This window comes from Vibrio toranzoniae (genome assembly GCF_024347655.1).
In the GTDB taxonomy this organism is placed as follows: domain Bacteria; phylum Pseudomonadota; class Gammaproteobacteria; order Enterobacterales; family Vibrionaceae; genus Vibrio; species Vibrio toranzoniae.
In genome coordinates, this window is record NZ_AP025514.1 from 822,442 (window position 1) to 837,064 (window position 14,623).

Consider the following 14,623-nt stretch of genomic DNA (forward strand, 5'->3'; position numbering starts at 1 on the left):
TCTAAAACGGTGGCTACTTTTGATAGAGTAGTGAGATTGGTCAAATTAACCTAACTTAGTGACAGCGTTTTAATAGCTAGTGACTACGAAAGCTGAGAGCGAAAAATGCAGGAATTGCGATTTGTACTCATTATTGTTGGCGCATTAGCTATCGCCGCATTATTGTTCCACGGTCTGTGGACGAGTAAGAAAGAAGGGAAAGCAAAGTTTGGAGATAAACCGCTTGGTAAGCTTGAAAACGATCGCTTAGGTGAGCCTGAAAATATCCCAAACCGCTCATTCGCCCCAGAAGATGATTTCGAGATAATCAGAAAAGAGCGTAAAGAACCGGATTTTGCTGCTTCACCATCCGATACTGATCCTTTGATTGACTCAGATCCGCTAACAGCACCACCAACGAAAGAAGTTTACGAAGATGATATTGAATTGAATGATCTTCCTTCTTTCAGTGTTGAAGAGCCAATCAAGGTTGAAAGCGAATCTAAAGAGATTGAAGAACAGAAGGTTGTTGAGCCTGAAGTTCCAAGTTTTGAGCTGACCGATGAGCAAAAAGAAAGTCACGCTGGTTTTCAAGAACAATATGGCTCGCTTGATGAAAAAGTAGATGAAATGATTGAAGAACCATTGGTGTCCAGTGAGCCGGTCGTTGCTGAAGAAATCATTGTTCCACAAGGTGCCTCATCAATTGAGTCAGAAGTAAAGCAAGATGAAGACCTTGGTCTTGAAGTGATCGTTCTTAATGTACATTGCGCTGGAGAGGTTCCATTCGTGGGCACTGAACTCTTCCGTAGCATGGAGAACAATGGTCTCACTTATGGTGAAATGTCTATCTATCACTGCTTTGCACAACCTAGTGATGATCCAAAAGTTATTTTCAGCGTAGCAAATATGATGCAACCGGGTACCTTAGAACACGATGATCCTGCTGACTTTACCACGAAAGGCATTTCATTCTTTATGACGCTGCCATGCTACGGTCAAGCAGATCAAAACTTCAATGTGATGTTGAGTGCAGCGCAAAAAATTGCTGACGATATGGGTGGAAATGTCCTAGATGAGTCTCGCAACTTAATGACACCAAGCCGTTTGTCTGATTACCGTAAACAAATCAGAGACTTTATGATGGCATCGAATGCCTAGCCGTATTCTTTAGCCTTGTAAATAATCTATATTTATAGAAAAGGGCTCCTAAGGGAGCCCTTTTTGATATTTCAATCACGATAGAGAATGATATGAAAGAATCGATTCAAGTTACCTTAGAGCAGTTAAGAGAAACTCTGCATTATCATGCCGTTCGTTATTACGTAGAAGATACTCCAGAGATTCCTGATGTCGAGTACGATCGATTAATGCAACAGTTGCTAAAAATCGAACAAGAAAACCCTGAACTTGTGACGGCAGATTCGCCAAGTCAACGTGTCGGCGGTCAGCCTTTAGATGGCTTTACTCAAGTGACCCATGAAATCCCAATGCTTTCTCTGGACAATGCATTCTCTGACGAAGACTTGGATGCGTTCAATAAGCGCATGTCTGATAGGGCTCCGACCGCAAGCCTTAAAACTTTCTGTTGTGAGCCTAAGCTTGATGGCCTTGCAGTAAGCTTGCTCTATGTGAATGGCACCTTGGTTCAGGCTGCGACTCGTGGTGACGGCGCTGTTGGTGAAAACATCACAGAAAACGTGCGTACGATCAGTTCGATTCCACTTAAGTTGCAAGGCAAAGGTTGGCCAGAGCGTATTGAAGTTCGTGGTGAAGTCTTTATGCCAAAAGCGGGCTTCAATAAACTGAACGAACTGGCGTTGAAAAAAGGTGAGAAAGTCTTTGTTAACCCACGTAATGCCGCGGCTGGTAGCCTACGTCAGCTTGATTCACGTATTACGGCTAAACGACCTCTGGCTTTTTATGCCTACAGTGTTGGTGTTGTAGAAGGCGCAGAGCTTTCCAAGAGCCACTATCAACGCTTCTTGCAGCTGAAAGGTTGGGGGTTGCCAATGTGTCCTGAAACTAAACAGTTGAGCTCGTTAGAGGATGTAAAGGCGTACTACCAAGATATTATGGCACGTCGTGATGCTCTGTCTTATGAAATCGATGGCGTGGTTATCAAAGTCGACGATATTGCGGCGCAAGAAGTGCTTGGCTTTGTTGCTAGGGCGCCTCGTTGGGCTATTGCTTACAAGTTTCCGGCTCAAGAAGAGATCACTCTGTTAAATGACGTTGAGTTTCAGGTTGGCCGTACAGGGGCTATTACGCCTGTCGCTAAACTAGAGCCTATCTTTGTTGGCGGTGTAACGGTAAGTAATGCCACGCTGCACAATGCTGATGAGATAGCTCGTTTAGGTGTGAAGGTAGGCGACAGCGTTATTATCCGCCGAGCTGGTGATGTGATTCCGCAAATTGTGGCCGTTGTACAAGATCGCCGCCCAGCTACGGCGACAGACATTGTTTTCCCTGATGCTTGCCCAGTATGTAACTCTGCAGTTGAGCGCGTAGAAGGTGAGGCGGTAGCGCGTTGTACTGGTGGTCTGGTGTGTCAAGCACAGCGAAAAGAAGCGCTTAAGCACTTTGTTTCGAGAAAGGCGCTAGACGTTGATGGGCTGGGCGTGAAAGTAATAGAACAGCTTGTAGACCGCGAAATGGTCGAAACTCCAGCAGACTTATTTAAGCTCAGTGCGGGCGTGATTACGGTTCTTGACCGAATGGGGCCGAAGTCGGCACAAAACGTGGTGAGCGCGCTTAATAAGGCCAAAGACACGACATTAGCGCGCTTTCTTTATTCACTCGGTATTCGTGAAGTAGGTGAAGCAACGGCAATGAACCTAGCGCAGCACTTCAAGACGCTAGAGCAGGTTCAAGCGGCAACTCACGAGCAGTTAGTAGAAGTGTCAGATATTGGTAACATCGTCGCTAGCCATATTACTGGTTTCTTTTCACAAGAGAAAAACAGAGCAGTAATCGACCAGCTAGTAGAGCTTGGTGTGAACTGGCCACAGCTCGAAGAGGCTGCCGATGACCAAGAACTACCATTAGAAGGTAAGGTCGTTGTGTTAACAGGCTCACTCTCTCAACTTGGTCGAAGTGAAGCTAAAGCTGCATTACAAGCGCTAGGTGCGAAAGTAACGGGCAGCGTATCTAAGAAAACCGACATCTTATTCGCTGGTGAAGCGGCAGGTTCTAAACTAACTAAAGCACAAGATTTAGGTATCGAAATAAGAACAGAAGAAGATCTAATTGACCTTATTTCGTAAGTAAATTCAGATAAAAAAAGCTCAAAGGCACTCCTTTTAAGGGAGTGCCTTTTTTATGTTTGTTATAAATTGATAGTCTTTTTAATTGTTGAGAATTTTGTTCCTATACGAACTATTAAATTATGACAGTGATGGCGTTCAATATTAATGAAATACCATTTTGGTTGTAAGATAAATGCGAGTCACTTCAATTTTATGGAAATTAAACTCAAGTCAAAGTATTGATTTAAATGAACTAAATTGGTTTGTTGTATAGGTTTTACAATTTATCGACTGAGATCACTAAGCACCCAGTAAATTTGCACTAACTCATATTTTTTTAGATGAAAATTAAGTTCTCATTGATCTTTTTGAGGGCGAAGTTAGTCTTAATGCCATGGATGCACACGATGTGTATAACCAGAAAGGAAATAGAGAATTCAGATTTTAGAGTTCTCAAACAAGAAAAGGTATTTCTCTCTACGGCGGCCAACTTTAGGCGGGGAATATTCAAACAGCTATATCCATTTTTAGGAGTTTTATTCCATGGAAAACAAAATTTTCAAACGTACTCTACTAGGTGCTTCAGTTGCACTTTTATCAACAGGCGTAATGGCGAAAGAAGTTGGTGTTAACTCTGACTTCAACGTTGATGTTTACGGTGTTGCGGCTATCTCTTTAGTTAACTACAACACAACTGATAATAATGACTCTAGCTCTGGTTACGTAGTAGAGAATGAATCTCGTATCGGCTTCCGTGCTCATAAAGATATGTTTGATGACGTATTAATTACAATGCAGATCGAATCAGGTTACGTAGATAGTACAGACTGGGGACATGGTGGCGTTTCAGGCGGTGTGCTTGGTTTCCGTGATACTTTTGTTGGTGCTTCTGGCTCTTGGGGTAATCTACGTGTGGGTCGTGTTCTTACGCCACTATACGAAATTGTCGACTGGCCATTCTCTAACCCTGGTCTAGGCTCTGTATTCGATTGGGGCGGCATCAATGGTCACTACGATCGTCAATCTAACCAAGTACGTTACGACTCAGCTAAATTTGGTGGTTTCTCTTTTGCAGCTTCTGTTGGTCGTGATGATAACGACAACGGTGGTGGTGCAGCGACTCGTGATGCTAACTTCTTTGGCGCAAGCGCTAAATACAGCTTCGAAAAAGTAACATTTATGGGTGCAGTTGAATCTGGTACTCGTGTAGTTGCCGCTACTGGTGGTGATTGGTCATTTGATGAGAATGGTAACCCTGAGCAAGCTCCTGAAGTCGCTGGCTACGATGATGATACATTCGCATACATCGTTGGTTTTGAGGCTAGCCTACCTGCAGGATTCGGCTTTGCGGCTGCATTTAAAGGTGAAGAGCTAGATAACGGCATCCGTAAGCAAACACAAGATTCTTACTCTATCATTGGCCAATACTGGAATGGTCCAATTGGTTTTAAACTGGGTTACGCAGCGAACCTAGAGTCTGAACTTAACGGTAGCAAAGAAGCTAATACAGATAGCAATACTATCTCTGGTCAGCTAATGGCAGTGCACAACGGATTCGTACCTTACCTACGTGTTGCGGGCCGTACTGTTGGTGACGCTGATACAGATATCGTAACTCGCGTTGGTCTTGAGTACGGTTTTTAAGCTAGAATTATCAGCTTAAACAGTTAGATAAAAATCAAAACGCTGGTAAATTTTTTTTGCCAGCGTTTTTCCATAGTGAACATAAGGAATTAGTCATAATGAATAAAGTTAGTGTGGTTGTATTATCATTATTTTTGGGAGCTTGTAGTTCACTCGATTCACAAAGTAATTTCGCAGATTCAGTTGCAGATGTGCAGTCAAAAGGTGGCTACATTCAAGTGACTGGCCAATCTTACGTTGCAGAAAACAGATCAAATGTAGGCGCAGACATTATCAAGTCATCGCTCTACTTTACGTACAATAAAGAAGTAACACAGAATTCAGCTCCAGAATCGTCAATTACTATGGATGTAAGTTACTTCCAAAGTTACAAAGAGTACCAAACCGTTAGCTTTTTTGGTAAGACGATAGAGTTAGAAGATAGACAAGTTCCAAGAGAGAGCTGCAGCGAACACTGTACAAAAACTCAATATATTAAGTTTCCTCTAAGCGAAGCTGATATCCAGCAAGCAAGAGAAAAGAATTTAGAGTTTACGCTTGATGGACAAAACTCAATAATGAGTACAACTTTCATTGTGCCGAAAGCGTATATCGACACAATCTACAATGGCGCCAATAATCATACTGCGATTGCTATCGCTCCAGTAGCTGCGCCTATTGCAGCTGTGGTTGCTGAAGAGCCAAAGGCGTCACAAGCTCAAGAGATGGTTAACTACTGGTATGGTCAAGCGACAAAAGAAGAGCAATCGGCAGTGACGAATTGGGCATTCCAAAATCGCAAGAACGCAACACCTGCACTACTAGAAGGCTCCAAAGAAATCGAAATGGTTTCATATTGGTTCAACAAGCTAGACAGTGAAGAAAAATCTCAAACTATGATTTGGCTTTTAGAGCAAGAGTAAGCCTCTAACGTTACGCTCTAGCTATGTTTTTCAACCGCAGTATTGTATAACAACAGTACTGCGGTGATACATTTTAGGCTTACAGGTAAGATTGTGAATATTGGTGAAGTAGCGAAACGTGTTGGTACAACAGCGAAATCCATTCGTTTTTACGAAAGCAAAGGAATGATGAGTCCTCCACTTCGTTCAGAAAACGGCTACAGGCAATACGGCGAGATTCACATCGAACAGTTAGAGTTTGTATTAAGAGCTAAAATGGTTGGGTTTACCCTTGATGAGTGTAAATCACTGGTTGAGTTGGCAATGAATCCCAATAGGCAAAGCTACGAGGTCAAGCAGAAAGCAACGCAGAAGTTAGATGAAATAGAATTAAAGCTTGCTGAATTAAATAAGATGAAAACTCAACTCCAAGCTTGGGTACAAGACTGCCCCGGCGATGCTTCAACGGAATGCCCTATTTTAAACAATCTATCTGGCCGCAGTTAGTTAGGTTATTTCCGTTAACAATAATCGTCAGGCTGTAAATTATATTACTAGCCTGACTTTAATCTCTTATCACAGCACTTTTCCGCCGTAATGTTTACAGATCAGCAATGGCACATGCGTGACCGCGTTACCATCCAAACACTTAACGATAGGCCCCATATTTCCGTTACCTGGAGACTGACTGCTCGCTAGAGCGCTTCCAAATGATAAACTGAAAACAGCCGTTAGAATTATTAAAAGATGTCTCATATGAACTCCATTAGTTTTATCTCTGATTGAGATAAGTCAAAGTATGGACAAGGAAATAAAAATTTCAAAAACTAGACGGACTTAACATTTTTAATAATTATAATTAAGCGGCAATAAGGCTAACTATTCATATATATAATGGAAAAGAAATCTGACTTTCTTATAGCTTTTTAGCTCAATCAAACTTTTTAGCTTTACGAAATAAGAACTTATTTTCTTTTCAATTCAATCTATCGTAATGATAATTCGAATATTATTAAGACACGAAAATCAAAAAAGCCTGCATCTGTTGAAAATGCAGGCTTTATATAGCACTTGATTATAAAGGTTCTATTATTAGAACTATTCCGTCTAAAGCGACAATCTTAATTTCGGTGCCAGATGGAATATCTTGACTGGATTTTGCAGACCAAGAAGAGTCACCGACCCTAATTCTACAGCTACCTTTGTTAACTGCTTCGGTAAGAAAAACGGTTTGACCTACCAGTTGTTTTTCTCTTTGGTTTAACTCTCGCCCCGCATCCGAGTGCTTGTCATTAGACAGTTGTCTTCTCCACCACAACCAAGTGGTGATCAACGAGAAGCTAGCAAAGGATAACCATTGCATCTGCCAGCCGATAGGTAGAGCACCCAAAAGGACACCGACCAGCATGGCAGATATGCCTATCCATAAAAAGTAACCAGCGGTTCCAATTAACTCAAGTGCTAGCAACGCTAGACCAAACGCCAACCAATGCCAATGGTTTACTTGTTCTAGTAATTCGACCATAAGTTAGTCCTTACTACCTTTATCACTCTTATGTGCAAACATTTCAGCGATACCAGCTACAGAACCCATTAGGCCTGTTGCTTCTAGTGGTAGCATGATGATCTTGCCGTTTTCAGCTTGGCCAATCGACTTTAGTGCCTCAGTGTAGCCCTGCGCAATAAAGTAGTTTACGGCTTGCATATCACCTTGAGCAATCGCAGTCGAAACCATCTCTGTTGCTTTCGCTTCTGCCTCTGCGGCACGCTCACGAGCTTCGGCTTGCAATATCGCTGCTTGTTTTTCACCTTCTGCTTTCAGGATCTCTGATTGCTTGTGACCTTCCGCTTTCAAGATTTCGGCTTGTCTAACACCTTCTGCCTCTAGTATATCAGCACGCTTATTTCGCTCTGCCTTCATCTGGGCATTCATCGCAGCGGTAAGGTCGGCGGGGGGTTGTACGTCTTTAATTTCAATACGCGTCACCTTTACGCCCCAAGGGTTGGTTGCTTGATCGACGATATTCAGTAACTTGGTATTAATCATGTCACGCTGGCTGAGCATTTCATCCAGCTCCATAGACCCAAGTACTGTACGGATATTGGTGAGGGTTAGATTGCGAATCGCATGCTCAAGATCGTTCACTTCGTAGGCCGCTTTAGGGGCATCGATAACCTGAACAAAACAAACCGCATCAATAACGACGTTCGCGTTGTCTTTAGAGATGACCTCTTGCGCTGGGATGTCGAGAACGCGCTCCATCATGCTGATGCGCTGTCCTACTTTATCTATAAATGGAATGATTAAGTTAAGACCTGGCTTGAGCGTTAAGGTATATCGCCCGAAGCGTTCAACTGTCCAGTTATTGCCTTGTGGGACGGTTTTCACACCAGCGAAAATAAATAATAATGCGACGGCAGTAAAGATGCCAATAGTAATTAATGTATCAATAGCCATGCAAAAATCCTTTGTAAGTGTAAGTTTTTGATAGTCCATTATTGATACTGGCTCATATTTAAAATCTGAGCAAATTTATAAATGAGAAACGGGCTATAAAACATTGATTTTATAGCCCGTTTTGATTTTTTACGACAAGCTAAAGGGTGACTTTGTCACTTATAGTTCATTGCAATAGCATGCTTTATCGATATGTTACTGATTGTTAGTAGAGCAATGAGTACAGTTGGCGACGGTACTTACTCGCAACGGGATTACCTTGTCCAAGTGCACTTAAAATATCCATGAACTCTTTTTTCATGTCGCCATCAAGGGTGTTGAGATCTTTGGCTAAAAAGGACCACAGTAGGTTCATTGATTCTTCGCTACGGTTTACTTGATGGTATTGCAGTGCCAGTTCAGATGCCGTTTTAGCGTCGCTTGGATTTTGCTGAAGAGCGGCTTCTAATGCTTGTATCTCCGGGCTGTCTGCTGCCTGTTTGTGAAGTTCCAGTTTCGCAACTAAACCTTTGTAGTAGTTGTCTTGGTACTCAAGGGGGATTGTTGCTAGTTGGGTTTCAGCAAGGTCAAACTGTTGCGTTTCTAATAAACATTCAGCGATCGCCAGTTTTACTTCACCCTTACTTGTTAACTCTGTTGGTAATTGCTGTATCGCGGCGAGTGCCTGTGCGTGTGCACCGGTTTGCATTTGTTCTAGAGCTTGGCGTAAAGCGAGTTCATCTTGACTAGGTAGGTGTTTACTAAGCATTTCTACAATTGCTTCTACGCTTTGGGGACCACCGAGTCCATCAACAGGTTGGCCATTAACAAAAAGTGCAACGGTCGGCAGTGCTTGAACACCGAACTGGCTAGCAATGGCTTGTTCTTGCTCACAATTCAACAAGGCTAAGGTGAAAGCGCCATTGTATTGCTGAGTTAATGTTTGTAGTTCAGGAATGATTTGGGCGCTCTCTTGGTTCATTGGTGCCCAAAAATGGATGAGTACAGGGGTCTGCATCGAACCTTCTAATACTTGACGAAAGTTCTGCTCATTAAGTTCAACAACATGCGGAGATTGCATTTACGTTCCTTGAGGTTTGTTTTGTGGATACGTTGCAAATATGGGGGGATTAGTCGGTAACTTCAAGATCTAACTCGGTTATCTCAGATAAAAAGCGCCAAAAATAGAAAAACGCCATGCTTCGATGTTGATAGAGTTGTTATCTCAACACGGAAGACACAGCGTTCTCATTGAGGTGGTCAGTGAGGTATTACTTAAGATATTCAAAACAGAATAAACAACGTAATAGCCAAACTCACACCTACCCAATTAAGGCGGTTTAAAGTCATGAAATATCCAGGATTAGTGTCATCAATAGGGAATAATTGATGAGATAGGCTAAATCATGACATCTTATTGTTACGAATAAATTACATCGTTACATTAAAGTTTGCGACTGTGCATTCAAAGTTAGTAATTTATGCTGCTTTTCTCAAAATAGGGTCTAGCAAGCGGCTTGGTAGGAGCCTTTTTAACACAGCGAACACTTTGGTTGGTGTCGTCACTCGGTACCTTAGCTTAGGTTTATCGGCAGTCAGCGCGTGAAAAACAGGTTCAATGCAGCTTTCAGCAGGCAGAACAAACGCGTTGTTTGACGACTCTTTTTCAAGTCGGTCTTTTTGCTGCTGGTAAGCTTCTTGGTGGACACTGCCTTCGATGCGTATCCACTTATTGAAGGCCTTTAGGGCGTTGGTTCTAAACTGGGTTTCGATAGGACCGGGTTGAAGTAATGAAATGTGTATACCGCTGCCATGCAGTTCCAAACGCAGAGTGTCAGTCCAACCTTCTATTGCGAATTTTGAAGCGTTGTAAGCACCGCGATATTTCATAGCGGCGAAACCTAACACTGAACTGTTTTGTACGATTCGTCCTTCGCCACGTTCACGCATGTGCGGGAGGACCTGACAAACAAGATGGTGCCAGCCGAAGAAGTTGGTTTCGAATTGCTCTCTGAGACCTTGAGTCGGTAGGTCTTCTAGTGCGCCTGCTTGACCGTAAGCGCCGTTGTTGAACAATCCAAACAGCCCATTAGGTGCGAGTTCAATCGCAAGCTTGGCGCCATGTTCAATACTTTCTTGGTTGGAAAGGTCGAGTTGAATGCAGGTGAGACCTTCATCTTGAAGGCGTTGAACATCTTGTGGGTCACGACAAGATGCAATGACATGAAAACCGCGCTTTTGCAGTGCATGAGCACATGTATAGCCAATACCCGTTGAGCAACCAGTGATAAGAATCGACTTGTTCACGCTTAATCCTTTGTTAGAGTCTCTATGACTCTAGGGTAAAGAATTAGTCTTGATGTTGTAACAAGTTTTTTAGTGCAGGCTCGATTCTTGAGTAACTAAAGATGAACCCCATTTCGGTGAGCTTCTTTGGTTTGGAGCGGATGCTATCAAATAGCAAACAAGATGATTCACCCATCAGCAGCGACATTGCCCATTTCGGTGTGAACAAGAAATGAGGTCGGCCCAATTGTTTGGCTAATGTACTACTGAACAGCTTGTTCGTCACAGGGTGCGGAGCGCACATATTAAACTCGCCTTGAGCGTGCGGAATCGACAACAAGTGGTTGATGGCCCTCACCATATCTAGCATGTGAATCCATGGCATATACTGTTTGCCTGAACCTAGAGGCCCACCGACGCCCAGTTTGTAGGGCATTAGCATCTTCTTTAGCGCGCCGCCATTTTCGCCTAACACAATCCCCGTTCTGAGCAGTATTACACGCGTGTTATCTGATTGAGCTCGCTTAGCTATCTCTTCCCAGTGAGCACAAACTTTATGAGGAAAGCTTTCATCCTTTACTTGCAACGATTCATCAAACGGATGTTGCTGTTGATCGCCATAGTAACCCACGGCTGATCCACTAATAAAAGCCTCGGGTGGGTTGTTGCTAGCACTAATCAACTCGACTAGCTTTTCGGTGATCTGCCAGCGACTGTTACAGATTCTCGCTTTTTGATCTTCGGTCCAACGGTTGTCTGCAATCGGTTCGCCTGCTAGGTTAACCACCACATCGAAGTCATTGAGATCGCTCAGTTCATCAAGGGACTGAATGTAATGAAGGTTGTTCTGGTTCAGGTGATTTAGGTTTTTCTTTGCTTTTTCAGGGCTCCGCGTCAGCAATGTCACATCATCAGTGTTCCAACTCTTGACTAATTCAGACCCAATAAACCCCGTACCACCCGTTAACAATATCTTCATACCAATCTCCCTATTAAACATAATTATAGACATGACTTGTTTTTTATCGCCAATCAATACGAAAAAATCACTATAGCGATCAATTGGTTTCAATCGTGTGATACCTAAATTACGCCTTTTTCAATTTATTAAAGAGTGAAGTCAAATTCATCAGGTCAAGATGTGTATCGTTATCACACTTATGGATTTTACTTGGATATGTTACCAACTGCGTAATATTTATCACATAAGGAATGATAAGGATTTGCCATGATTATTAGTAACCTATAACCAGAATCAATTTCAGCAATAAGGAGTTACGATGACGGCAGTGCTTGCTTTGTTTCGAGCCATGTTAGGTAGCCTGCGAGATCTATTGCCGATTGTCGCGGTGATCGCCTTCTTCCAGCTTGCCGTCTTACAAGAGCCGCTTCCTCATCTTTTATCGATTCTAACCGGATTAGTGCTAGTCGTTTTTGGGCTCACTTTCTTTATCTTTGGCCTTGAAATGGGGTTGTTTCCAATTGGCGAATCGATGGCTCAAGCATTTGCCAGAAAAGGGAGTGTGTTCTGGTTGTTGATCTTCGCTTTTTGTTTGGGTTTCGGGACCACCATAGCCGAGCCTGCGTTAACTGCAGTCGCTGCCGAAGCTGCGGAAGTGGCAGCCGAGGGAGGTGTTATCCCCAATACGTTAGATGAAATGGAAGAATATGCAGACGGCCTGCGTTTCACCGTAGCATTGTCGGTGGGTATCGCCATCTTACTTGGGGTGCTGCGTATCTTAAAAGGGTGGCCAATTCAGTACATGATCATCGGTGGTTATATTGGCGTGGTAGTACTTACCGCTTTCGCCCCTGAAAATATCATTGGGATAGCGTATGACTCTGGTGGAGTGACAACATCAACCATCACCGTTCCGTTGGTGACAGCACTAGGGGTGGGTTTAGCATCAGCAATCAAGGGCCGTAATCCAATGATCGATGGCTTCGGGTTGATCGCCTTTGCGTCACTGTTGCCGATGATGTTTGTCATGGTCTATGGGATGGTGGTGACATGATCACTGCTCAGCAATTTATTGATACTTTTTTAGGCACCGTGATGGATGTGATTCCAATTACGGTGATCATATTTGGTTTTCAACTTGCAGTGCTGCGTAAGCCCGTGAACAATTTAGCCAAAGTGCTGATTGGTTTCTTTTACGTCATCCTTGGATTGTCCCTCTTCTTGATGGGATTGGAACTCGCACTGTTTCCCTTAGGGGAAACCATGGCAATGCAATTGACCGAGCCAAGCTTTCTGACTGATTTTAAGGTCAGCTCTGGCCTGGCATTGGTTTGGTTTGATTACTACTGGGTTTACTTTTTTGCATTCTGTATTGGTTTTAGTACCACGATCGCCGAGCCTTCGTTAATTGCGGTGGCGATTAAGGCGAACCAAGTCTCAGGTGGCAGTATCAGTGTTAACGGATTGAGAATTGCCGTGGCATTAGGGGTCGCTATCGGAATCTCACTCGGCAGTTATCGGATTGTTGCGGGCGATCCTATCCATTACTACATCATTTTTGGTTATGTCGTCGTAGTTATCCAAACCTTTTACGCCCCTAAACTTATTATTCCATTGGCCTACGATTCGGGCGGGGTGACGACATCTACCGTGACTGTGCCTTTAGTGACGGCTCTTGGGTTAGGGCTCGCTTCAACCGTTCCTGGACGAAACCCAGTGATTGATGGCTTTGGTTTAATCGCCTTTGCCAGCTTATTCCCAATTATTTCAGTGATGGGTTATGCCCAAATAACACAATGGTTAAACCGTTTACACACCTCTAAGGAGAGCAAAGATGCGCTTTAAACTTATCTTAGCGTTTGTAGAAGAGAGCAAGACAGACAGTGTGCTCGATGCCGCGCGTGATGCGGGCGCCACTGGAGCAACGGTGATTAACAATGCTAGAGGGCAAGGCCTGAACCAAAAACGCACCTTCTTCGGATTAACGTTAGAGGTGCAAAAAGATGTGTTGTTGTTTGTCGTCGAGGAGCATTTGGCGAGACATATTTTAGAAACCATCGGTGAAGTTGGGGAGTTCGACCAAGAGTCAGGGCAAGGCATTGCTGTTCAGATCGATGTCGAGGATGCGGTCGGCGTTGCGCACCAAGTCGAGACATTAACCAAGGTTGTGGAGGATGAGTTATGAATACGGGTGAGACAATTCGAGTCAGCGATGTAATGGCTAACACGTATGTGATTATTGACGGGCTAACGACGGTGTTCGAAGCGATTGAGATGGCAAAAAAGCACAAAGTTAAAGCCATCATCGTCGATAAGCGCCATGAGGATGATGAATACGGCATCGTATTGATGAATGACATCGCTAAGAAAGTGTTAGCCAAGAACCGATCGCCTAAGCGCACTAACGTTTATGAAATCATGACTAAACCAGCTTTGAGCGTGTCTGCTGATATGAATGTGAAGTATTGTGCTCGCTTGTTTGAGCGTTTTGGTATCAGTCGTGCCCCTGTGGTCAGTGACCATAAAATAGTCGGTATGGTTAGTTACAATAATATCGTGATCAACGGTATGGCGAGAGATGACGTGTAGCCGTTAGATACGTACAATAGGCTCATAAATTTTATGGAGAAGTACGTGTGAAATTATTTTTTGCTTCAGACCTACACGGTTCGCTGCCAGCAACAGAAAAAGTATTAGAGCTTTACCAAGCGTCTGGTGCGCAATATTTGGTTCTATTGGGGGACATTCTGAATCATGGTCCAAGAAACCCGATTCCAGAGGGATACAACCCGCCGGCGGTTGCAGAGAAGTTGAATGCGTTTTCTCAAGAGATCATTGCCGTTCGTGGTAACTGCGACAGTGAAGTGGATCAGATGCTGTTGTCTTTCCCTATGATGATGGATTACTCATGGGTACTGCTTGAGTCAGGTCAGCGTATCTTCTTAACTCATGGTCACTTGTACAACACAACGAAGCGACCAGCACTGAAAGCGGGCGATATTATTGCTCACGGTCATACTCATATCCCAGTTGCTGGATACCAAGATGGTATCTTCATTTTCAACCCTAGCTCGGTGACATTCCCACGAGAAGGGCACGCAGCAAGCTATGGTCTATATGAAAACAATACCTTCAAAGTGATCAGCCTTGAAGGTGACCTCATGGTGAGCGGCCAGCTTTAAATAAC

General features: G+C 43.5%; 16 protein-coding genes. 10 read left to right on the forward strand and 6 right to left on the reverse strand.

Going from position 1 to position 14,623, the window contains the following annotated elements:
* Window positions 1–105: 105 nt before the first annotated feature.
* The 5 genes from zipA to cueR all read left to right on the forward strand — a co-directional run bounded on the left by zipA (window position 106) and on the right by cueR (window position 6,259).
* Window positions 106–1,140: a cell division protein ZipA gene (zipA, locus tag OCU50_RS03695; protein ID WP_060468285.1), complete on the forward strand. Its 1,035-nt coding sequence runs from the start codon at window positions 106–108 to the stop codon at window positions 1,138–1,140.
* Between the two features lie 92 nt (window positions 1,141–1,232).
* Window positions 1,233–3,245, forward strand: a complete 2,013-nt coding sequence (gene ligA / locus OCU50_RS03700) for an NAD-dependent DNA ligase LigA (protein ID WP_060468284.1) — start codon at window positions 1,233–1,235, stop codon at window positions 3,243–3,245.
* Window positions 3,246–3,770: 525 nt separating this feature from the next.
* Window positions 3,771–4,871, forward strand: coding sequence for a porin (locus OCU50_RS03705; protein ID WP_060468283.1), 1,101 nt, complete (start codon window positions 3,771–3,773; stop codon window positions 4,869–4,871).
* Window positions 4,872–4,969: 98 nt separating this feature from the next.
* Complete coding sequence (locus OCU50_RS03710) at window positions 4,970–5,773, forward strand: DUF2057 family protein (protein WP_060468282.1); 804 nt, start codon at window positions 4,970–4,972, stop codon at window positions 5,771–5,773.
* Between the two features lie 93 nt (window positions 5,774–5,866).
* Window positions 5,867–6,259, forward strand: a complete 393-nt coding sequence (cueR, locus tag OCU50_RS03715; protein ID WP_017056369.1) for a Cu(I)-responsive transcriptional regulator — start codon at window positions 5,867–5,869, stop codon at window positions 6,257–6,259.
* Between the two features lie 69 nt (window positions 6,260–6,328).
* On the opposite strand, the gene OCU50_RS03720 is transcribed toward cueR, so the two are convergent.
* From OCU50_RS03720 to OCU50_RS03745, 6 genes are all read right to left on the reverse strand, one after another.
* Window positions 6,329–6,508 carry a hypothetical protein gene (locus OCU50_RS03720; RefSeq protein ID WP_017056370.1) on the reverse strand — a complete coding sequence of 60 codons (180 nt, stop codon included), beginning with the start codon at window positions 6,506–6,508 and terminating at the stop codon, window positions 6,329–6,331.
* Between the two features lie 319 nt (window positions 6,509–6,827).
* On the reverse strand, window positions 6,828–7,277 hold the full coding sequence (locus OCU50_RS03725) for an NfeD family protein (protein WP_060468281.1): 450 nt from the start codon (window positions 7,275–7,277) through the stop codon (window positions 6,828–6,830).
* A gap of 3 nt (window positions 7,278–7,280) precedes the next feature.
* Window positions 7,281–8,210 (reverse strand): SPFH domain-containing protein, encoded by a 930-nt coding sequence (locus OCU50_RS03730; RefSeq protein WP_046224680.1) that lies wholly within the window; start codon window positions 8,208–8,210, stop codon window positions 7,281–7,283.
* Between the two features lie 205 nt (window positions 8,211–8,415).
* On the reverse strand, window positions 8,416–9,270 hold the full coding sequence (locus tag OCU50_RS03735) for a co-chaperone YbbN (protein WP_060468280.1): 855 nt from the start codon (window positions 9,268–9,270) through the stop codon (window positions 8,416–8,418).
* 398 nt (window positions 9,271–9,668) lie between these two features.
* Window positions 9,669–10,496: an SDR family oxidoreductase gene (locus OCU50_RS03740; protein ID WP_060468279.1), complete on the reverse strand. Its 828-nt coding sequence runs from the start codon at window positions 10,494–10,496 to the stop codon at window positions 9,669–9,671.
* A gap of 43 nt (window positions 10,497–10,539) precedes the next feature.
* The gene (locus OCU50_RS03745; protein ID WP_060468278.1) at window positions 10,540–11,454 is read right to left on the reverse strand and encodes a TIGR01777 family oxidoreductase; all 915 of its coding nucleotides are present in this window, start codon (window positions 11,452–11,454) and stop codon (window positions 10,540–10,542) included.
* Between the two features lie 301 nt (window positions 11,455–11,755).
* Here OCU50_RS03745 and OCU50_RS03750 point away from each other — a divergent pair, with 301 nt between their 5' ends.
* Genes OCU50_RS03750 through yfcE form a run of 5 tightly spaced genes read left to right on the forward strand, consistent with a single transcriptional unit; the run spans window position 11,756 to window position 14,618 of the window.
* Window positions 11,756–12,490 carry a DUF1538 domain-containing protein gene (locus OCU50_RS03750; RefSeq protein WP_060468277.1) on the forward strand — a complete coding sequence of 245 codons (735 nt, stop codon included), beginning with the start codon at window positions 11,756–11,758 and terminating at the stop codon, window positions 12,488–12,490.
* A complete protein-coding gene (locus OCU50_RS03755) occupies window positions 12,487–13,281 on the forward strand; it encodes a DUF1538 domain-containing protein (protein WP_060468276.1) in 795 nt (264 codons plus the stop codon). Before OCU50_RS03750 ends, OCU50_RS03755 begins: the two co-directional genes overlap by 4 nt.
* A complete protein-coding gene (locus OCU50_RS03760; protein WP_017056378.1) occupies window positions 13,271–13,621 on the forward strand; it encodes a P-II family nitrogen regulator in 351 nt (116 codons plus the stop codon). The genes OCU50_RS03755 and OCU50_RS03760 overlap by 11 nt, the downstream gene beginning before the upstream one ends.
* Window positions 13,618–14,025, forward strand: a complete 408-nt coding sequence (locus tag OCU50_RS03765; protein WP_060468275.1) for a CBS domain-containing protein — start codon at window positions 13,618–13,620, stop codon at window positions 14,023–14,025. Before OCU50_RS03760 ends, OCU50_RS03765 begins: the two co-directional genes overlap by 4 nt.
* Window positions 14,026–14,072: 47 nt before the next feature.
* On the forward strand, window positions 14,073–14,618 hold the full coding sequence (gene yfcE / locus OCU50_RS03770) for a phosphodiesterase (RefSeq protein ID WP_060468274.1): 546 nt from the start codon (window positions 14,073–14,075) through the stop codon (window positions 14,616–14,618).
* Window positions 14,619–14,623 lie beyond the last annotated feature (5 nt).